Below are 19,466 nucleotides of genomic sequence, written 5' to 3'. Positions count from 1 at the left end.
ACCACCTCGGGGGCCGTCGGAGGAGCTCGGGGTGACGCGCCCACCGCCCCGCACCACGGTCCGAGGCCGTTCTGTGACAATGGCGCCATGAACATCACGCTGCACACCACGCTCGGCGACATCCCGGTCGAGCTGTTCGAGAACCAGGCGCCCAAGACGGTCGAGAACTTCGTCGGCCTCGCCAAGGGCACCAAGGAGTACAAGGACGACGCGGGCCGCTCCAACCCGACGCCCTTCTACGACGGCCTCGGCTTCCACCGCATCATCGACGGCTTCATGATCCAGGGCGGCTGCCCGCTGGGCACCGGCACCGGCGGCCCGGGCTACATGTTCGACGACGAGATCTCCCCGGACCTGGCCTACGACCGCCCCTACCTGCTGGCCATGGCCAACGCCGGCATCCGCATGGGCAAGGGCACCAACGGCTCCCAGTTCTTCATCACCGTGACCCCCACCCCGCACCTGCAGGGCAAGCACACGATCTTCGGCGAGGTGAAGGACCCCGAGGGCCAGAAGGTCGTCGACGCCATCGCCAAGGTGCCCACCGGTCGCATGGACGCGCCGCTGGAGAAGGTCGAGATCACCAGCGTCACCGTCAACGACTGACGCACCACCGCACGTGAGCACCCCCCTGCCGGGTGACCCGGAGCACCGCCCCTCCACGCCGGGGGGCGGTGCTCCCGTCTGTCCGCGGCACCCCGACCGGCCCAGCTACATCCGCTGCCAGCGGTGCGAGCGGCCCGCGTGCCCCGCCTGCCAGCAGCCGGCGGCCGTGGGGGTGCAGTGCGTGGACTGCGTGCGCGCGGCACGCCGGGCGATGCCGGCGCGGCGCACCAGCCTGGGCGGCCGGGAGCTCGGGTGGGGCGACATGCCCGTGACGTACGGCCTCATCGGGCTGTGCGTGGCCCTGTGGCTGGTGCAGCTGGCGCTGCCCCAGCTCACCCAGTGGGGTGCCTTCGTGCCCGGTCTGGCCGACGCCGAGCCGTGGCGCTTCGTCAGCTCGGCCTTCCTGCACGACCCGTCCGGTCCCACCCACCTGCTGTTCAACATGGTGGCGCTGTGGTCGGTGGGGGGCTACCTGGAGCGGCTGCTCGGGCCGGCGCGCTACCTGGCGCTGTACCTGGTGAGCGGTCTCGGGGGCTCGGTGGGCTCGCTGCTGCTGGCCACGCCCCCGGACGTCGCCGCGCGCTCCTGGGGGGACTGGTACTCCGGCAGCGTGGGGGCCTCCGGCGCGGTGTTCGGGCTCTTCCTGGCGCTGTTGGTCGTGGACCACGCGCGGGGCCGGTCCACCACCCCGATGCTCGTGCTCATCGCCATCAACGCGGTGATCGGCTTCGTCTACCCCAACATCGAGTGGGAGGCGCACCTGGGTGGTGCGCTCACCGGCGCCGTCCTCGCGTGGGGCATGGCGCGGGCGGCCCGCACCCGCACGCCCGCCCTCGCGTGGTGGGTGGTGGCCGGGACCGTGGTGGTGCTGGTGGCCCTGGCGCTGGCCCGGTACGCGATGGTGGGCGACCCGCTGGCGGGTCTGGTCCCCTGAGCCGCGTGGGGAGGTGCCGTGGCTCCCTCCCCACCCTGTGGATCACAACGGTGTGGTTTTCCCCAGCCTGTGGACGGCCTGTGGGAAATCACATCGGTGTGATTCCCGTCGTCCACAGGCTGTGGACGGTCACTGCCAGCGTGTGGCGAGCAGGAAACCGCCCATGAGCAGCGCCATGCCGGCGGCCACGTTGTAGTAGCCCCAGGCCTCCACCGGGTAACGGCCCTGGGTCACGTAGTAGACGACCACCCACAGCACGCCCAGCACCATCAGGCCCACCATGGTGGGCACCAGCCAGCCGGGGTTGACGCCCGGGGCGGAGCTCGCGATCTCCTCTCGGTGTGGGTCCTGGGTGTCGTCGGCGTCTCGCAGTTCGGGGGGAAGCTCGGTCATGGGCCGCTCCTGTCGACGGGTCTCGGTGGGCGCCATCCTGTCCTACTGCCCGTGGGAGACTGCCACGGACTCGCCCACAGGCCACAGGGAGGACGCATGCGCAGGCTGTGGGGGACGGCCGTCCCCGTGGTCACCCTGGCTGCCGGACTGCTCTTCGGGATCTCCGCCTCGGTGGCCGACGGCGACGACATCCGCCCCGAGAACCGCGATCGGGCCGAGGCCCTGCGGGCCCTGACGGCCAACGTCCGGGACAAGGAGCAGGAGGTGGCCGGGCTGCGCACCCAGGTGGACGCCGCCGTGGCCGACCGTGCCGGCACGGACGACCAGGACGACCCGGTGGCGAGGGCCGCCGGCCTCACCCCGGTCTCGGGGCCCGGCGTGGAGGTGGTGCTCGACGACTCCCCCCTGCGTGGCGACGCGGTGCCCGACGGCTACGGACCCAACGACCTGGTCATCCACCAGCAGCAGATCCAGGCCGTGGTGAACGCGATGTGGGCCGGTGGCGCGGAGGCCGTGGTGCTCATGGACCAGCGCCTGGTGTCCACCTCGGCGGTGCGGTGCGTGGGCAACACGCTCATCCTGCAGGGACGCGTGTACTCGCCGCCGTTCGTGGTGCGCGCCGTGGGGCCGGCCGACGCCATCCAGGCCGAGCTCGACGCCGCGTGGGAGGTGCAGCTCATGCGCGAGTACACCTCGGCGGTCGACCTCGGCTACCGCGAGAGCCGGGTGGACCGGGTGGACGCCCCCGCCTTCACCGGCGAGCTGCAGGTCTCCGCCCGCCCGCTGGCCCCGAAGGGCTAGACGCCGGGGCGGGATCCCGTTCAGGGGGTGGTGCTGGACACCGTGGCGCTGGACGTCGGGGAGCTCTCGGTGGAGGACTCCGTCGGCTCCGTGGCGCTGGTCTCGCTCGCACTCGACTCCGAGGGAACGGGGTCGGTGGCCGAGGAGTCCGTCGGGCTGGGCTCGGTCGGGCTGGGCTCGGTGGGGGACGGGTCCGGGGACCGGCTCTCGTCCGAGGTGGTGGCGGTGGGGTCGGTCGGCGAGGGCTCCGTCGCGCTGGTCTCGCTGGGGCTCGGCTCCGTGGGGTCGCTCTCCGTGGGCGTGGGGTCGCTCTCGGACGGGGACGGCTCGGTCTCCGTGGGCGAGGGGTCGCTCTCGGACGGGGACGGCTCGGTCTCCGTGGGCGAGGGGTCCGTCGTCGGCGAGGGGTCGGTCTCGGTGGGCGACGGCTCGTCGGTCGTGGTGGGGTCCGGGTCGTCCGTGGTCGTGGGGTCCGGCTCGTCGGTCGTGGTGGGGTCCGGGTCGTCCGTGGTCGTGGGGTCCGGCTCGTCGGTCGTGGTGGGGTCCGGGTCGTCCGTGGTCGTGGGGTCCGGCTCGTCGGTCGTGGTGGGGTCGGGGTCCTGCGTCGTGGTGGGGTCCGGGTCGTCCGTGGTCGTGGTGGGCTCCTCGGTGGTGGGCACCGGACCGCCCGGCACCCCGGGGTCGCTCGTGACGGGCTCGTCCTGCGTGGTGGTCCCCGGGTCCTGCGGCGTGGTCTCCTCGTCCGTGGGGCCCTCGGACGTCTGGCCGTCGGTCGTGGTCGGGTCGGTGGCGGAGGGCTCGGTGGTGGAGGGCTCCGTGCCCTCGTCGCCGGCGGTGGAGGACGACTCCCGGTCGTCGCCCGAGCCCCCGTCGGTCTCGGTGGGCGAACCCTCCTGCCCGTCGGAGGACGACGGGTCCACGCCCGGGCCGGTGGGCGCCGGGCTGTTCTCCGTGGAGGCCACCACCAGGGTGACCATGGAGCCGCGGGCCACGGACGTCTGGGGGTCCGGGGTCTGCTCGAGGACGGTCCCCAGCGGGGCCGCGTCGATGCGCCCCTCGATGCGGGCCTCGAGGCCGGCGTCGTCGAGGATCTCCTCGGCCTCCTGCTGGGACTTGCCGCGCACGTCCGGCACGGCGACCGCGCCCCGTTCGTTCGACCAGTGGTTCACGCCGGCGGCCACGCCGACGCCCACGCCCAGCAGGGCCAGGCCCGCCAGCGGCCAGGCCCACCACGGGGTGCCGGTGCGTCGCGCGCGGCGGCTGAACCGTCCCATCATCGGCCCGCCGTCCTCGTCCTCGTCGTCGAGGACCGGGGCGTCGGAGCCCTCCCCCAGGCGGGTGGTGCCGGACACGGTGGTGCCGGTGTCCGTCGTCAGCGGCGCGCCGGCCTCCAGCGAGCGGCCCCCGTCGTCCGTGGCGGCGTGGTCGGTGGCGTCCAGCGCGGTGGCCGCGCTGGCCCCCGCCCCGGCCGCCCCGGCGGCGACGGCGGGCACGCGGGTGGTCTCGTCGGTGTCACGCGCGGCCGTGGAGTCCACCCGGGAGGTGTCGGCCAGGCGGATGACGTCGCTGTCCGCCGGGAGGGAGCCCGTGGTGGAGCCGGAGACGTCCGTGGTGCTCCCCACCGGCGGGGCCGGGGTCGGCTCGGGGGCGGAGACGCGGGTGGTGGCGGCCTCGTCGGTGCCGATGACGGGCACCGCGAAGGTGGGCACGTCGTCACCCGGCTGCCAGGGGGCGTGGTCGTCGCTCGACTCCGCGGTCCCCTCCTCCTCGACGGTCACGTCCGGAGCCGGGGCGTCCTGCGAGGCGTCGTCCACGGGCCCGGCCGGGGCGTCGTCAGCGGCCCCGTCCTCCCGGGGCGCACCGGTGTCCAGCGGCGTGAAGGGTGCGGGCTCGGAGGCCGTGGTCTCCTGCGACCGGTCCACCTCCAGCGGGCGAAACGCGGGGGACTCGCTGGCGACGGCGCCGACGGCGGCCCCGCCCCAGGCGGACGAGGCCCCGTGGCCCACGGCGGTCCCGGTGACCGCGGTGGCCGAGCGCGGCGTGTCCAGGTCGCCGGCCACCGCGCGCAGGAGGCGCTCGGCCTCGCTGGCGGGGTGGGGGCGCTCGGCGGGGTCCTTGGCCAGCATCGCGGCCACCAGGTCGTCCAGGTCCGGCGAGACCGAGGGCAGCTCGGTGGACACGCGGGGGGCCGCCACGTGGAGGTGCTGGTTCACCAAGGTGGTGGGGTCACCGGTGAACGGCGTGCGGCCGGTGAGCATCTCGAAGAGCATGCAGCCCACCGCGTAGACGTCGGAGGCCGGCTCGGCCGGGGAACCGTCGGCCAGCTCCGGTGCCATGTACTTGGCCGTGCCGAGCACGTGGTCCGGCTGCGTCAGGGTGACCGTCACGTCGGCCAGGGCCCGGGCGATGCCGAAGTCCATGATCTTCACCGTGCCGTCGTCGGTGACCATGACGTTGCCCGGCTTGATGTCGTTGTGCACCACGCCCTGCTCGTGGCTGTAGGCCAGCGCGGCCATCACGTCGGCGGCCACGTCCACGGCCCGCCGCGGGGCGAGCACGCCCTCGGTGTCCAGCACGGTGCGCAGGGTGGAGCCGGAGACCTTCTCCATGACGATGAAGGGCAGCGGCAGGCCGCCGCGGGTGTCCGGCTGGTGCTCACCCACGTCGAAGACGGACACGATGCCCGGGTGGTTCAGCCGGGCGGCCGCCAGGGCCTCGGCCTCGAAGCGCCGCACGAAGGCGGGGTCGCGCGCGAGGTCCTCACGCAGGATCTTCACGGCCACGCGACGGCCGAGGCGGGAGTCCCGGGCGGCGACGACGTCCGCCATGCCACCCCGGCCGAGGGTCTCTCCGACCTCGTAGCGGTCGGACAGCAGTGGGGTCTCCATGTGGGTTGTCTCCTAGGCGAGGTCGGACAGGTCGAGGGACTCGGTGAGGGTGATGTCCGGCGAGGACGGGTTGATCGGGCCGATGGTGACCGACGCGGTAGGGTCAAGGGGGCTGTCCGTCGGCGACGGGCTGTCCGAGGGGCTGGGGCTGTCGGTGGGGCTCGGCTCCGGGCTGTCCGTGGGCGACGGCTCCGTGGTGGGCGTCGGGTCAGGCCCGGGTTCCGTGGTGGGGCTGTCCGTGCCGGTGGGGTGCCCCGGACCCGTGGTGGTGGGCTCCGACGTGGGACTGGGCTCGTCCGTGGGGCTCGGCTCCGGGCTCTGCGTCGGCGAGGGCGCCGTCGGGGTCGGGGTCGGGTCGGTGGTGGGTGCGGTCGTCGGGTCGGTGGTCGTCGGCTCGGTGGTGGGTGCGGTCGTCGGGTCGGTGGTCGTCGGCTCGGTGGTGGGTGCGGTCGTCGGGTCCGTGGTCGTCGGCTCGGTGGTGGGTGCGGTCGTCGGGTCGGTGGTCGTCGGGTCCGGCGTGGGGTTCACCGGGTCCTGCGTCGTGGTCGGGATGGTGGTGGTCGGGTCAGCCGGCGTGTCGGGCTCGGTGGTCGGGTCCTCGGTGGGGTCCGGGCTGTTGGTGTGGGTGGTCGTGCGGGTCACCGTGCTGGGCCCGTCGCTCACCGGCGGTGGCTCGTCCCCGCCGCCGAGCACCATGGCCAGCAGCGCCGCCGCCAGGCCCACGAGGAGCACCGCGGCGAGGAACCACGCCCACGGGAAGCCGCGCCGGCGCTGGGGGGCCCGCCGCGACCCGCCGGCCGCCGGACGGTCCAGGTTGGCCATGACCGGGTGTCCCTGCGTGGTGGCGATGCTGCGTCGCCGCACCGGGGGCGCGGCCACCGGGCGGGTCGCCTCGTCGGCCGGGTCGGGACCGACCACGCGCGGGGGCGCGGCGGCCACCGCATCGGGGTTGGTGAGCATGGCCACCAGCTCCCGGGCACCCTGCGGGCGGTCGGCCGGGTCCTTGGCCATGAGGCGGGTGACCACGGCCGCCAGCGGACCGGGGGTGGAGGCCGGCAGCGGCGGGATGGGCTCGTTGACGTGCGCCATCGCGGTGGCCACCACGGACTCCCGCTCGTACGGGCGCTCGCCGGTGAGCATCTCGTGGGCCACCACGCCCAGGCTGTACAGGTCCGAGGCCGGGGAGGCGCCCCGGCCCATGAGCTGCTCCGGTGCCAGGTACTGGGCGGTGCCCATCACCTCGCCGGTGCGGGTGAGGCCGGCGGAGTCCACGGCGCGGGAGATGCCGAAGTCGGTCAGCTTGGCCACGCCCGAGGGGGTCACGATGACGTTGGCCGGCTTGACGTCGCGGTGCACCACCCCGGCGGAGTGGGCGGCCCCCAGGGCGCGGGCCGCCTGGGTCATGAGGTCGGCCACCTCCTCGGGGGGCAGCGCGCCGCGGTCACGGATCATCTGCGCCACGGTGAGGCCGGGGACGTACTCCATGACCAGCCAGGCGCCGTCGTCGTCCTCGCCGAAGTCGTGCACGGCCGCGATGTTGTGGTGGTGCAGCTGGGCGCTGTGTCGCGCCTCGGAGCGGAAGCGCTCGTCGAAGCCCTCGGTGTCCTTGAGGCCCTTGGTCAGCTGCTTCACGGCCACGGGGCGCTGCAGCACCTCGTCGTCGGCCTGCCAGACCTCGCCCATGCCACCGGTGGCGATGTGCTCGGTGAGGCGGTAGCGGCCTGCCACGAGGTCGCCGGAACCGTGCCTGCTCATCGGGCGAGCACCTCCTCCATGATCGAACGGGCGATGGGCGCGGCCACGGACCCACCGGTACCAGTCTCCCCCGAGGCCGAACGGCCCACGTCCTCGACCACCACGGCGACGGCCACCTGCGGGTCGTCGGCGGGGGCGAACCCGGTGAACCACGCGTGGACGTGGCCCTCGGGGTCGTCGAACTCGGCGGTGCCGGTCTTGCCCGCCACCTGCACGCCGGGGATGGCGGCGGCCCGGCCGGTGCCGGACTCCACCACCTGCACCATCATCTCGCGCAGGCGGTCCGCGGTCTCGGGGGAGACCGCACGGTCCAGGTCACCGTGCCCCGGCTCGTCGATGACGTCGAGGTCGTCGTCCAGGATCTGCTGCACGAGGTGGGGCTCCTTGGCCTGTCCGCCGTTGGCGATGGCGGCGCTGATGAGGGCGACCTGCAGCGGCGTGGTGCGCACGTCCTGCTGGCCGAGCGCGGAGAGGGCCGTGCCGGCCTCGTTGGGGTCGGCGGGGAACGAGCTGGGCACCGCGCGCATGGGCACGCGCAGCTCCCGGCCCACACCGAAGGCCTCGGCCTGCTCCCGCAGGGCGTCGTCGCCCACCTGCACGCCGAGGGCGGCGAAGGCGGTGTTGCACGAGACGCGCAGGGCGTCGGCGAGCGTCTGCCGGCCCGAGGGGTCCTGCGTGCACTCCTTGCCACCGAAGTTGCGCAGGCTGGTGCTGGTGCCCGGCAGGGTGTAACGGGCGGGGGCGTCGAGCTGTGTGTCCGGCTGGGCCACGCCCTTCTCCAGGGCGGCCGCGGCGGTGACGAGCTTGAAGACCGACCCGGGCGGGTAGGTGGAGCGCAGCACCCGGTTGGACAGGGGGCGGCCGGGGTCGGCGTTGAGCTCGACCCAGGCCTTCTCCACCGCACCGAGGTCCGTCTGCGAGAGGCGGGTCGGGTCGTAGGAGGGGGAGCTCACCATCGCCAGGATGTCGCCGGTGCGCGGGTCGATCGCGACGGCGGCGCCGCGGCGGTCCCCGAGGGCCTGGGCCGCGGCGTGCTGGGCGCGCGCGTCCAGCGTGGTCTCGATGCTGGCGCCGGCCGGCTCACGGCCCGCCAGCAGGTCGGGCAGGCGCCGGTAGAACAGGGAGTCGTCACGGCCGGACAGCAGGGAGGACTCGGTCCCCTCGAGGCCGCCGCCGCTGCCGTACACCAGCGAGAACCAGCCGGTGGTGTGGGCGTACTCCTCGGCCCGGGGGTAGGTGCGCACCCACGGCACCTGCCCCTGCGCGGGAACGCTGGTGGCCACGGGCTCGCCGTCCACGAGGATCTTGCCCCGCTCCCGGCCGAAGTCGTTGAGCATGGTGCGCCGGTTGCCGGGCAGCTCGCGCAGGTGGTTGGCGTCCACGACCTGGATCCAGCTGCCCGCCACGAGGAGGGCGCCGAAGAGCAGGGCGACGAGCCACGCGAGGTGTCGGATGGGCTGGTTCACGCGGCCACCTCCCGGGTGCTGCGGGCCAGGGCCGAGGCACGCGCGGCCGGGCTGTCGTCGTCGGGTGCCTCGTCCTCGCCCAGCGGGATGGGGGAACGGGCGTCGTGGGAGAGGCGCAGCAGCAGGGCCACGATGGTCCAGTTGGCCAGCAGGGAGGACCCGCCGGCCGAGAGGAAGGGCGTGGTGAGGCCGGTGAGCGGGATGACGCGGGTGACGCCGCCGACCACCACGAAGACCTGCAGGGCCACGGCGAAGGCCAGCCCTGCCGCCAGCAGGGTGCCGAAGCCGTCCCGGGAGCCCAGGGCGATGCGCAGCCCCCGCTGCACGAGGACGGCGTACAGCACCATCATCGCCATGAAGCCGACCAGGCCGAGCTCCTCGGCGAAGGACGGCACGATGAAGTCGCTCTCGGCGAAATAGGTGAGGTCCGGCCGGCCTCGGCCCAGGCCGGTGCCGAGGAGCCCGCCGTTGGCCATCCCCATGAGGCCCAGCGGCACCTGGTCGCTGATGGCCAGCGCCTCCGGGCTGAAGGGGTCGAGCCACATGGTGACGCGCTGCTGCACGTGCCCGAAGAGCCGCCAGGCGGTGAATGCGCCGGCGGCGAACATGCCCAGGCCCAGCAGGATCCACGAGAGGCGCTGGGTGGCCGCGTAGAGCATGGCCACGAAGAGGCCGAAGAAGAGCAGCGAGGACCCGAGGTCCTTCTCGAAGACGAGAATGAGGATGCTCAGGCCCCACACCATGAGGATGGGACCGAGGTCGCGCACGCGGGGGAAGCGCAGGCCCAGCACCTTGGGGCTGGCCTGCGAGAGGGCGTCGCGGGCGCTCACCAGGTACCCGGCGAAGAAGATGGTCAGCAGGATCTTGGCGATCTCTCCCGGCTGGAAGCTGAAGGGGCCCAAGCTGATCCAGATGCGCGAGCCGTAGTTGGACATGCCCAGGCCGGGCACCAGGGGGCTCAGCAGCATCATGAAGCCCAGGGCTGCGCAGGTCCACGTGACCCGGCGCAGCCGCCGGTGGTCGCGCAGCACCACGAGCACCACCATCGCCACGGCCACCGCCAGGGCCGTCCACATGAGCTGGCGCCCGGCCACGCCGCTGGCCAGCCCGCGGTCCTTGGCGATGTCCAGCCGGTGGAGCATCACCAGGCCCAGGCCGTTGAGCAGGGTGACCACGGGCAGGATCACCGGGTCGGCGTAGCGGGCACGCCACCAGAGCACCACGTGGAAGAGCAGGGCGATGCCGGCCATGCCGCCGGCCAGCGTGAGGATGTTGGTGGGCACCGCGCGGGCGGTGCCCAGGCCCACCTGCACGTAGGCCAGGGCGGTGATGCCGATGGCCAGGGCGAGCAGCAGGAGCTCCATCCACCGGCCGTTGCGGGGAGCCAGCCAGCTCTCCTGCACCGGAGCGGTGGCCTCCTGCCCGCGGTGACGCAGAGGGGTCACGAGGCGGACCCCGAGGAGCCGGTGGGGGCGGGCGAGGACGGCGCGGCCGAGGACCGGGAGGGACGGGGCGAGGAGCCCGACCCGCTGGAGCCGTGCGGGCTCGGGGACGCCGAACCCTTCGAGGTCGGCGAGCCGCTCGGGTTGCTGGACCCGCTGGACCCGCTGGAGCTGCCCGAGCCGTTGGAACTCCCGGACCCGCTGGAGCCCGACTTGGTCCCGCTCGGCTCCTGACGGTTCTTCCCGGCCCGCTCCGCGCGCTCGCGGAGGTCGGCCAGGGTGCGCTGGGCGTCCGGCAGGTCGTCGGCCGGGATGGCGTCGCGCACGCTGTCGGCGTAGAAGCCGGGCAGGGCGTCCACGCGCAGGTCGCTGCCCTCCTCGAGGGTGGAGAGCTCCTGGCCGGCCAGCACCACGTCGAACCCGCGGCGGATCTGCACCTGCCCGTCGCGCTCCCCGACGAAGTAGTTCTGCGTGCCCCACCACCACAGGCCCCCGACGGCCAGGGCCAGCAGGGCCAGCGCCCCCACCACCCACGCCACGGCGCGGGCCACGGGATGGCGACGTGGCTCGGTGGCCACGGGGCGCCCGTCGCCGGTGGGGCCGCTGTCGCGGATCTCGATGACCTCACCGGTCGGCTCGGCGGCGCGCTGCCCGAAGTCCGCCTTGGTGCTGCCGGTCACCCCGTCGCGGCTGATGGTGCGCGGAGTGAAGGCCCGCTGCCCGATCACCAGGTGACGCCCGTTGAGAGTCACCGACCCGTCATCGGCCACGGGGACGGTCTGGGTGGGGGCGTCGGCGGACTGCGGCTCGCGGAAGGCGTGCTGGTCCGGCTCCTCGGTGGCGCCCTCGTACTCGTGGCCGGAACGCAGCCGGGCGGCGGCACCCACCATCTGCGGCTGGTTGCGCGGCGCCGAGCCGGGGCGCACCACGTCGGCCACCACCACGGTCACGTTGTCGCGGGTGCCCGCGCGGCGGGCCACGTCCACCAGGGCCTGCGCGGCGTCGTGCGGGTCGGGCGACTCCCGGAGCACCTGGGCGATCGTCTCGTCGCGCACGTAGTCGCTCAGGCCGTCGGAGCACAGCAGGAAGCGGTCGCCCAGCACCAGTGGCATGACGCCGTGGTCGGGCTCGTCGTCCGGCCGGCCGGAGAGCACACGGGTGATGAGGGAGCGCTGGGGATGGCCCCACGCCTCCTCCTCGGTGAGGTGCCCCTCGTCGATGAGCAGCTGCAGGAAGGAGTGGTCGTGGGTGATCTGCGAGAGCACGCCGTCCTGCACGCGGTAGGCCCGCGAGTCGCCGATGTGGGCGATGGCCAGCGAGTGGGAGCTGCGCACCATCGCGATGCAGGTGGTGCCCATGCCCTCGGTCTCGGGGTGCTCCTCCTCGAAGGTGTGGAGCTTGGCGTTGGCCGCGGCCACCTCGCGCAGCAGGATGTCGCCGGCGTCCGAGGCGCGGTAGACGTCGTTGTCCAGCTCGGCCAGGTGGTGCACCACGATGGCCGAGGCCGTGTCGCCGCCGGCGTGCCCACCCATGCCGTCGCACAGCAGCAGCAGGTTGGGGCCCGCGTAGCCCGAGTCCTCGTTGCGGATCTTGGAGCCCAGGCCCAGGTCGGAGCGCGCGGCGAAGTGGAGGTCGAACATGCTCAGGCCTTCGCTTCCAGGACGGTGCGGCCCAGCCGGATGGTGCTGCCCACCACGAGCGGGGCTGCCTCGAGCAGGCGCTGGTCGTCCAGCCAGGTGCCGTTGGTGGAGCCCAGGTCCTCGATGATCCAGCCGTGCGGGTCGGGGCTGATGCGGGCGTGGGAGCCGGAGATGCTGTCGTCGTCGACCGACAGGCTGGACTCCGGGTTGCGGCCGATGACGACGGGGGACGACGTCAGCGCCAGGCTGGCACCCCGCATCGGGCCGGCCACCACCACGAGGCGGCGCGGCTCGCGGGGGGCGTTGCGGCGACCGGGGCGGTCCGGGGAGGCCTCATCCGGCATCGGCGTGCGACGGGTCTGGCGGCGGCGGTCACGGGTGACCACGCGGGCGCCGTAGAGGTCGCTGCGCAGCACCCGCGCGACGGCCAGCACGAAGAGCCAGAGCGCTGCGAGCAGGGCGAGCCGCAGCACCGAGACCGTGAGCTCGCTCACTGCGCCCGTCCGAGCCGCACCGTGACCGTGGTGCGACCCATGACGAAGGAGTCCCCGTCGGCCAGGCGGGTGTTGCGGACGCGCTCCCCGCCCACGAAGGTGCCATTCGTCGACCCGAGGTCACGCAGCGTCAGCCGGGCGGTGTCCGTCGCGTCCACCGTCAGCTCCACGTGGCGGCGGGAGATACCCGGGTCCGGGACGGTGATGTCGCACACCGTGTCGCGGCCCAGCAGGGTGGTCGGCTTCTCGAGCACGTGGCGCACACCATCCACCTCGACCCACGGGCGGGCCACGGAACGAGTGGAGCGGGCGGGCACCTGGGTGGTCGCGGCGGTGTCCCGGGTCTCCTGCTCGGTCTCCTCCTGACCCCCTCGCTCGCGCTGGGCCTGCTCCCGCTCGGCGGCGCGGCGGATCTCGGCACGGTGCTGCTCGGCGGCCGCCTCGCGCTCGCGGTCGCGCCGGGCCTCGGCAGCGCGGTCGGCCTCCTTCCGGGCGCGGCGCGCGTCCTCGGCCCCTCGGGCGGCGGAGTCGTCGGCGGTCGGCTGCTCCGAGGAGGCCTTCGCCGCGGCGATGGCCTCCTCGTCCACCTCGCCCAGGTACTTGGCGTCGGCGGGGATGCGGTGGCCCTGGGTGTGGCGGTCGATGGCGTCGTCGAAGCGCTCGTGCGCGGCGCCCCAGGAGTCGATGTCGCCCCGCTCGTCCAGGGTGGCGGGGTTGCGCACGGTGGCGTGGTGGAGCTTGTAGATGCCCGGCTGCAGGTCCGGGTCGGCCACGAGCTCGATCTGCAGCGGGCCGCCGGGGGTGTAGCGCTGCTCGGTGACGTACTCCTGGGCGTCGGCGATGAGCTCGTCGGTGATCGCCTCGTCGAACGCGATGAGGCGGTCGAAGTCGTCGTCCGACAGCTCGATGGTGAAGACGTTGGGAACGATGGTGCGGTGGCGGTTCACCACGGCCGCGCGCGAGTCCATGGCCTTGCGGATGGCGGCACCGATCTCGACGGGCTGCAGCTCCTCGCGCTTGAACAGCCGGGCGAAGGGCGCCGTGAAGACGCGCTCCGTCCCGGACTCGAAGCGATCCAGCAAGCCCATGAGTGCCTCCCTGCGGCGGTTCTGCAGCGTCGGTCGCGCCACGGGGCGGGTCCACGGGGGTCCGGTGGGCGCGTCGATCCTGCGGCGATCGTACTTGCCGGGGCCCTGCCGCGCGGGAGGACCGGAGGTGGATGCCACGCGTCCGCGGGGTGGACCAAGGCCGTGGGTCGGCGCCCCGTCGGGCCGATTGGCGTGCCCGTGGATGTGCTGTTAACGTATGCCGTCGTTCGATCGATGGGTCGACACCATCTCCGGGTGGTGAGATCAGGTGGTCGGGCACTGCGCGCGAGTGGCGGAATAGGCAGACGCGCACGGTTCAGGTCCGTGTGCCCGAAAGGGCGTGGGGGTTCAACTCCCCCCTCGCGCACGCAAGGGAAAGGCCCCGGGATTCGTCCCGGGGCCTTTCGCGTACCCGGGTCCCGGTCGGTGGTGGCCGACCGGCACCGTCGGGGCGGTGCTCAGAGCACCTGGTGGCCGGGGCGGGCCTCCCCGGAGTCCAGCGCGTCGCGCACCACCTGCGAGGCCGCCTTCACGCGCGGGCTGTTGGGGATGGTCCCCAGACGCCCGGCCTGGAAGTCCTCGAACGCGGTGACCAACTCGGCGCGGGTGTTCATGACGAACGGGCCGTAGGCCATCACCGGCTCGCGGATCGGCTGCCCGCCGAGGACGTACAGGTCGAGCCCCTCGGCGTGGCGGGCGTCCTGCTGCTCGTCGGCACGCACCTCGATGTGGTCGCCCTCGCCCAGCAGGGCCAGCTGGCCGGTGCGCAGCGGGCGGCGCTCGGAGCCCACCGTGCCGTCGCCGGAGAGCGCGTAGACCAGGGCGTTGAACCCGGGGTTCCACGGCAGGCGCAGCTGGGCGCCGGGGGCCACGGTGGCGTGGACGATGCTGATGGGGGTGTGGGTGATGCCCGGCCCCTCGTGGCCGTCCACCTCGCCGGCGATGACGCGCAGCAGGCTGCCGCCGTCCTCGCTGGAGAGCAGGCGCACCTCGCCGCCGCGGATGTCCTGGTAGCGCGGGTCGGACATCTTCTGGTGGCTCGGCAGGTTGACCCACAGCTGCAAGCCGTGGAACAGGCCGCCGGACATGACGAGCTGCTCCGGCGGGGCCTCGATGTGCAGCAGGCCGGACCCGGCGGTCATCCACTGGGTGTCGCCGTCGGTGATGGCCCCGCCACCGCCGTGGGTGTCCTCGTGGAGGAACGACCCGTCGATGATGTAGGTCACGGTCTCGAAGCCGCGGTGCGGGTGCCAGTCGGTGCCGCGCGGCTCGAGCGGGGCGTACTCCACCTCGCCCATCTGGTCCATGTGGATGAAGGGGTCCAGGTCGCGCAGGTCGATGCCCGCGAAGGCGCGGCGGACGGGGAAGCCCTCGCCCTCGTGGCCCTGGGGTGCGGTGGTGACGGAGCGGACGGCGCGGGCTCGGCTGCCGGGGGCCGGCACGACGCGGTCCAGCTCGAGGACGTTCTGGGTGGTCACGGCAGGCATGGCGCCTCCTCCTGATGGTGATGTGTCACCAAGTATAGCGCGCGGGGTGGCCGGTGCATTCCCGCGCACACGGGTCGTGGGCGGAGCAGGTGGGGGTGGTGGGCCACGGCGTCGGGCGTGGACCGCGGCCGGACACGGAACGGTCGGTGCCGTCGCGGGATCCCCCTCCAAGACCCCGGGGCGGCACCGACCCGTCCGGTGTGGGCCAGTGGCCCGATGACGCAGCGGCGCCATCGGTTCCGAGTATCGACGCGCCCGGATCAGGGGTGCGTCATCCCCCGGGCCGATCTGTGGACGGTGTGGTGCCACCTCGTGGGGGTGCCGGTCCGCCTGTGGGCAACCCCGGCGACACACCCCGGGTCCACGGGCGGAGACCCGCGGGCCCACCGGGGCCTCATGCTGGCCCACATGCCTGCACGACGTCTCGACCCCCCGCACCACGACCGCCCCCGGGCCGAGGTGGAGGACCTGGCCGAGCCGCAGGTGGGCTGGCGGGTCCAGGTGCCGCGGGCCATGGCCGCCCTGCTGGTGGCCAACGGCCTGCTGGTGCTGGTCCTCTCCCTCGTGCCGAACCTCTACACCGCGGGCATCCGCACCGTGGACTCGTACTACCTGGTGGCCTACCCCAGCTTCACCGTGGCCACGGTGATGTTCGTGGTGGCCGCCGCGCTCACCGCCCGCAAGCGGGTCGGGTGGGCCATGCTGCTGGTGTACCTGGTGATTCTGCTCGAGGGTGACGTGTTCAGCCTGCTGGAGGGCCAGTCCTGGCACGCCGTGGCCGCCAGCCTTCTGCACCTCACGTGGCTGGGGGTGGCTGTGGCCTCCTACCGCCAGTTCTGCGCGCGGGTCCGGAGCGACGCCTGGCCCTCCGCGGCGGCGTTCATGGTGCTGGGCACCCTGTCGGCCATCCTGCTGGGGTGGCTGCTGGTGCGGCTGCAGCCCGGTGACCTGCCCCACCACCGCCGGCTCGCGTGGGCGGTCGACCACGTCACCGGCCTGGACGGCGGTCTTGCGGCGGACGCGTCCCACGCGCCCCCGGTCTGGGTGACCGGCATCCTGTCGCTCATGGGGTCGGCGGTGCTGGTGGGCACGCTGCTGGTGCTGCTGCGCAGCGCCACCTCCCACAACACCCAGGACGCCCAGGAGCAGGCGGCGGTGCGGGCGCTCCTGGAGCGCTACGGGGCGCAGGACTCGTTGGGCTACTTCGCCACGCGCGACGACAAGGCCGTGATCTTCTCCAGCGACGGACGGGCCGCCGTGGCCTACCGGGTGGAGCAGGGCGTGAGCCTGGCCTCGGGCGACCCGCTGGGCGACCCGCAGTCGTGGGGCAGCGCCGTGCACAACTGGCTGGCCGTCTCGCGGCGCTTCGGGTGGGCGCCGGCGGCGGTGGGCGTCTCCGACGCGGGGGCGCGGGCCTTCGCCGACTGGGGCATGGGTGTCATCTCGCTGGGCGACGAGGCGGTGCTGGACGCCGACGCCTTCTCCCTCAACGGCCCGGAGATGGCCCCGGTGCGCCAGGCGGTACGCCGCGTGCGGCGGGCCGGCGTGGAGGTGCGCGTGCGCCGCCACGAGCAGGTGGACCCCTCCGAGTGGCCGGGCCTGGTGCGTGCCGCCGAGGCCTGGCGCGGGGACGCCCCAGAGCGTGGCTTCTCGATGGCGCTCGGGCGCCTGGGCGACCCGGCCGACGGACGGTGCGTGCTGGTGGAGGCCGTGGACGCCGAGGGCGACCTCGTGGGACTGCTGTCCTTCGTGCCGTGGGGCCCCACCGGGGCGTCGCTGGACCTCATGCGCCGCTCCCCGGACGCGCCCAACGGCGTCACCGAGACGATGGTGGCCGAGCTGTGCCGCCAGCGCGAGAGCGTGGGCGTGCGCCGCCTCAGCCTGAACTTCGCCGTCTTCCGCTCGGTCTTCGCCGAGGGCGAGACCCTGGGGGCCGGCCCGGTGACGCGCATGCAACGCTGGCTGCTGCGCCGGGCCTCCCGGTTCTGGCAGATCGAGTCGCTCTACACCGCCAACCAGCGGTACCGGCCGGAGTGGAACCGCCGGTACGTCTGCTACGCCGAGGCCGAGCAGCTGGCCCGCATCGGGCTGGCGACGGCGCGCGCCGAGGGCTTCCTGCCCGCCTGGGGCCGTCGGCACGCCACCGGTGGCCGGCGTGCGGCCGCCTACGCGGTGGTGCCGGTGACCGCCCCCACCCCCGAGCAGCTGCAGGAGTGGGCCGGGGACACCGACCTGGTGTCCGCGCGCCGGGCCCGCCTGCCGGAGCAGACCCGTGTGCGCATCGCCGCCGCGGAGGCCGCCCGCGAGGCCGGGCGCGAGCCGTGGCCGGTGGCCGAGCGTCCGACGCACACCACCGCGCAGGCCCTGGCCGCCGGGGAGGGCGAGCGCGTGTCCGTGGCCGGGCGCGTGCTGGCGGTCCGCGACCTGGGCGGCGTGCGCTTCGTGCGCCTGCGTGACGGGCAGGGCGACCTGCAGGTGGTGCTGGAGCGCCAGCACCTCAGCGCACAGGACCACCGCGACTTCATGGTGCTGGTGGACGTGGGCGACCTCGTGGCCTTCGAGGGCGTGCGCGGCGCCTCCCGCAGCGGCGAGCCGAGCCTGCTGGCCCACAGCTGGCGGATGGAGGCCAAGTGCCTGCACCCGCTGCCGCCGGTGCGCACCGGCCTGGTGGACCCCGAGGCGAAGGTGCGCCAGCGCCACGTGGACCTGGCCGTCTCGCAGGAGGCCCGCGACACCCTGCGGGCACGGTCGGCCGTGGTGCGCGCCCTGCGCGAGGGTCTGCAGGACCGCGGCTACCTGGAGGTGGAGACGCCGGTGCTGCAGACCGTGCACGGCGGGGCCAACGCGCGGCCCTTCGCCACCCGCATCAACGCCTACTCCATGGACCTCTTCCTGCGGATCGCGCCCGAGCTGTACCTCAAGCGGCTCTGCGTGGGTGGCGTGGACCGGGTGTTCGAGATGGGCCGGGCGTTCCGCAACGAGGGCGTGGACGCCACCCACAACCCGGAGTTCACGCTGCTGGAGGCCTACGCCGCGCACGAGGACTACCGCTCGATGATGGACACCACCCGCGAGCTGGTGCAGGCCGCCGCGGTGGCCGTGCACGGGCGGTGCGAGGTGCCCGGCCCCGACGGCACGATGGTGGACCTCTCCGGCGAGTGGCCGGTGGTGACCCTGCACGACGCGGTCTCCGAGAAACTGGTGGCCCTGGGTGGGCAGCCGGTGGGGCCGCAGAGCACCGCCGCCGAGATGCACCAGGCCGCCCGACGGGCCGGGGTGGAGGTGCGCCCCGACCTGGATGCCGGCGAGGTGGCCCTGGAGCTCTACGAGGAGCTGGTGGAGGGGTCCACCGTGCGGCCCACCTTCTACTGCGACTTCCCGAACTCGGTCTCGCCGCTGTCCCGCGGGCACCGGTCCACCCCGGGTGTGGCCGAGCGGTGGGACCTCGTGGCCTTCGGCATGGAGCTGGGCACCGCCTACTCCGAGCTGACCGACCCGCTGGAGCAGCGGGCCCGTCTGACAGCCCAGTCGGTGGCCGCGGCCGCCGGCGACCCGGAGGCCATGAGCCTGGACGAGGACTTCCTGCAGGCCCTGGAGTACGGCATGCCGCCCACCGGCGGCCTGGGGCTGGGCGTGGACCGCGTGGTGATGCTGGTGACCGGCCGCACCGTGCGCGAGACGTTGGCCTTCCCCCTGGTGCGACCCGCGGGCCGCGAGTGAGCGGCGCGCGCCGGGTGCCCGCATCGGGTGGGGGGCACCGCGCCGTGCCGTGGTGGGCGGCCGGGCTGCCCCTGCTGGCGATGGCGGCCTGGTCGTCCTGGCTGGTGGCCGGGCCGTTCTCGGACCTGTCGCCGTGGCACAGCTGGACCAGCGAGCTGGGGGCGCAGGACCAGCCCCACGCCTGGTTCGTCCGGGCCGGCGACGTGCTGGCGGGGGCGCTGATGGTGCTCTGGGTCGGGCTGGTGGCTCGCCGGGGCGGACTGCGACGTGACCTGCGTGGTCTGGGTGTGGTGGCCGCCGGGGTGTTCGGGGCGGCCACAGTGGCCGATGCGCTGCTGCCCATGGCCTGTGCCAGCACGGTGGACGCCGCCTGCCTGGCCGCCGAGCAGGCGGGGACGCTGCCGTGGACGCACACCGCGCACTCGGTGAGCTCGTCGGTGGCCGGGACGGCGCTGGGAGTGGCCGCGGCCGCGCTGTCCCTGGCGGCGCTGCGCCGGGGCCGTCCCGGGGCACGGGTGCTGCTGGTGCTGGTGGGCGTGATGCTGGCGACCCTGGGCTGGCAGCTCGCCTGCCTGGCACCGGGGGCCGCGCGCGTGGGCGAGGTGCTCACGGTGCCCGGGCTGGCGCAGCGGGTGCAGCTGCTGGGGACCGTGGCGTGGTGGGTGGTGTTCGCCGTCGGGACGGGCTGGGGGGCCGGCCGGTGGTGGGTCGAGGACGATCGGGCGGGCGGGGGTCCCGGGCAGGGGTGACAC

The 19,466-nt window shown here is 74.2% G+C and carries 14 protein-coding genes and 1 tRNA gene; 6 read left to right on the top strand and 9 right to left on the bottom strand.

The genetic code is table 11. The annotated features are described in order from the left end of the window. The first annotated feature begins 87 nt into the window (after positions 1 to 87). Together ACFFHC_RS01065 and ACFFHC_RS01060 are read left to right on the top strand one after the other, a co-directional pair. Positions 88 to 606 carry a peptidylprolyl isomerase gene (locus ACFFHC_RS01065; protein WP_070705400.1) on the top strand — a complete coding sequence of 173 codons (519 nt, stop codon included), beginning with the start codon at positions 88 to 90 and terminating at the stop codon, positions 604 to 606. A 181-nt stretch (positions 607 to 787) separates the two neighbouring features. Then, positions 788 to 1,540, top strand: coding sequence for a rhomboid family intramembrane serine protease (locus tag ACFFHC_RS01060; RefSeq protein ID WP_379802553.1), 753 nt, complete (start codon positions 788 to 790; stop codon positions 1,538 to 1,540). Between the two features lie 129 nt (positions 1,541 to 1,669). On the opposite strand, the gene ACFFHC_RS01055 is transcribed toward ACFFHC_RS01060, so the two are convergent. After that, positions 1,670 to 1,933 carry a cell division protein CrgA gene (locus ACFFHC_RS01055; protein WP_070705401.1) on the bottom strand — a complete coding sequence of 88 codons (264 nt, stop codon included), beginning with the start codon at positions 1,931 to 1,933 and terminating at the stop codon, positions 1,670 to 1,672. Positions 1,934 to 2,029: 96 nt separating this feature from the next. Here ACFFHC_RS01055 and ACFFHC_RS01050 point away from each other — a divergent pair, with 96 nt between their 5' ends. After that, positions 2,030 to 2,734: a DUF881 domain-containing protein gene (locus tag ACFFHC_RS01050; protein WP_070705402.1), complete on the top strand. Its 705-nt coding sequence runs from the start codon at positions 2,030 to 2,032 to the stop codon at positions 2,732 to 2,734. A gap of 20 nt (positions 2,735 to 2,754) precedes the next feature. Here the strand turns inward: ACFFHC_RS01050 and ACFFHC_RS01045 are convergent, their stop codons facing one another. The 7 genes from ACFFHC_RS01045 to ACFFHC_RS01015 all read right to left on the bottom strand — a co-directional run bounded on the left by ACFFHC_RS01045 (position 2,755) and on the right by ACFFHC_RS01015 (position 13,507). Further along, a complete protein-coding gene (locus ACFFHC_RS01045; protein ID WP_379802552.1) occupies positions 2,755 to 5,622 on the bottom strand; it encodes a protein kinase domain-containing protein in 2,868 nt (955 codons plus the stop codon). A gap of 12 nt (positions 5,623 to 5,634) precedes the next feature. Further along, a complete protein-coding gene (locus ACFFHC_RS01040) occupies positions 5,635 to 7,377 on the bottom strand; it encodes a serine/threonine-protein kinase (RefSeq protein ID WP_379802551.1) in 1,743 nt (580 codons plus the stop codon). Further along, entirely contained in the window at positions 7,374 to 8,843 is a 1,470-nt protein-coding gene (locus ACFFHC_RS01035) for a peptidoglycan D,D-transpeptidase FtsI family protein (protein WP_141494613.1), read from the bottom strand. Before ACFFHC_RS01035 ends, ACFFHC_RS01040 begins: the two co-directional genes overlap by 4 nt. Beyond that, complete coding sequence (locus tag ACFFHC_RS01030; protein ID WP_379802574.1) at positions 8,840 to 10,207, bottom strand: FtsW/RodA/SpoVE family cell cycle protein; 1,368 nt, start codon at positions 10,205 to 10,207, stop codon at positions 8,840 to 8,842. Before ACFFHC_RS01030 ends, ACFFHC_RS01035 begins: the two co-directional genes overlap by 4 nt. A gap of 77 nt (positions 10,208 to 10,284) precedes the next feature. Next, positions 10,285 to 11,925 (bottom strand): PP2C family protein-serine/threonine phosphatase, encoded by a 1,641-nt coding sequence (locus ACFFHC_RS01025; RefSeq protein ID WP_070706061.1) that lies wholly within the window; start codon positions 11,923 to 11,925, stop codon positions 10,285 to 10,287. Positions 11,926 to 11,927: 2 nt separating this feature from the next. After that, positions 11,928 to 12,419 (bottom strand): FHA domain-containing protein FhaB/FipA, encoded by a 492-nt coding sequence (locus tag ACFFHC_RS01020; protein WP_070706063.1) that lies wholly within the window; start codon positions 12,417 to 12,419, stop codon positions 11,928 to 11,930. After that, positions 12,416 to 13,507 (bottom strand): FHA domain-containing protein, encoded by a 1,092-nt coding sequence (locus tag ACFFHC_RS01015; protein ID WP_070706065.1) that lies wholly within the window; start codon positions 13,505 to 13,507, stop codon positions 12,416 to 12,418. The genes ACFFHC_RS01020 and ACFFHC_RS01015 overlap by 4 nt, the downstream gene beginning before the upstream one ends. A 283-nt stretch (positions 13,508 to 13,790) precedes the next feature. Between ACFFHC_RS01015 and ACFFHC_RS01010 the strand changes: the two genes are divergently transcribed. Then, a tRNA-Leu gene (locus ACFFHC_RS01010) sits at positions 13,791 to 13,874 on the top strand. Positions 13,875 to 13,965: 91 nt separating this feature from the next. Here ACFFHC_RS01010 and ACFFHC_RS01005 read toward each other — a convergent pair. Continuing rightward, a complete protein-coding gene (locus tag ACFFHC_RS01005; protein WP_101849148.1) occupies positions 13,966 to 14,994 on the bottom strand; it encodes a pirin family protein in 1,029 nt (342 codons plus the stop codon). Positions 14,995 to 15,402: 408 nt separating this feature from the next. On the opposite strand from ACFFHC_RS01005, the gene lysX reads away from it, so the two are divergent. Further along, positions 15,403 to 18,714 carry a bifunctional lysylphosphatidylglycerol synthetase/lysine--tRNA ligase LysX gene (lysX, locus tag ACFFHC_RS01000; protein WP_379802550.1) on the top strand — a complete coding sequence of 1,104 codons (3,312 nt, stop codon included), beginning with the start codon at positions 15,403 to 15,405 and terminating at the stop codon, positions 18,712 to 18,714. Next, positions 18,711 to 19,463, top strand: a complete 753-nt coding sequence (locus tag ACFFHC_RS00995) for a DUF998 domain-containing protein (protein ID WP_141494610.1) — start codon at positions 18,711 to 18,713, stop codon at positions 19,461 to 19,463. Before lysX ends, ACFFHC_RS00995 begins: the two co-directional genes overlap by 4 nt. Positions 19,464 to 19,466: the final 3 nt, after the last annotated feature.

Source organism: Kytococcus schroeteri, from assembly GCF_042433515.1.
Taxonomy (GTDB): domain Bacteria; phylum Actinomycetota; class Actinomycetes; order Actinomycetales; family Dermatophilaceae; genus Kytococcus; species Kytococcus schroeteri.
Note: the sequence above shows the minus strand (reverse complement) of the source record. Positions and strands in the feature narration are given on the sequence as shown.

Excerpts from the sequence above, each read along its gene's own strand:
- ACFFHC_RS01065 (WP_070705400.1), top strand. The coding sequence starts at position 88 with ATGAACATCACGCTGCACACCACGCTCGGCGACATCCCGGTCGAGCTG.
- ACFFHC_RS01055 (WP_070705401.1), bottom strand. The coding sequence starts at position 1,933 with ATGACCGAGCTTCCCCCCGAACTGCGAGACGCCGACGACACCCAGGAC.
- ACFFHC_RS01050 (WP_070705402.1), top strand. The coding sequence starts at position 2,030 with ATGCGCAGGCTGTGGGGGACGGCCGTCCCCGTGGTCACCCTGGCTGCC.
- ACFFHC_RS01045 (WP_379802552.1), bottom strand. The coding sequence starts at position 5,622 with ATGGAGACCCCACTGCTGTCCGACCGCTACGAGGTCGGAGAGACCCTC.
- ACFFHC_RS01040 (WP_379802551.1), bottom strand. The coding sequence starts at position 7,377 with ATGAGCAGGCACGGTTCCGGCGACCTCGTGGCAGGCCGCTACCGCCTC.
- ACFFHC_RS01030 (WP_379802574.1), bottom strand. The coding sequence starts at position 10,207 with ATGGAGCTCCTGCTGCTCGCCCTGGCCATCGGCATCACCGCCCTGGCC.
- ACFFHC_RS01025 (WP_070706061.1), bottom strand. The coding sequence starts at position 11,925 with ATGTTCGACCTCCACTTCGCCGCGCGCTCCGACCTGGGCCTGGGCTCC.
- ACFFHC_RS01015 (WP_070706065.1), bottom strand. The coding sequence starts at position 13,507 with ATGGGCTTGCTGGATCGCTTCGAGTCCGGGACGGAGCGCGTCTTCACG.
- ACFFHC_RS01005 (WP_101849148.1), bottom strand. The coding sequence starts at position 14,994 with ATGCCTGCCGTGACCACCCAGAACGTCCTCGAGCTGGACCGCGTCGTG.
- lysX (WP_379802550.1), top strand. The coding sequence starts at position 15,403 with ATGCCTGCACGACGTCTCGACCCCCCGCACCACGACCGCCCCCGGGCC.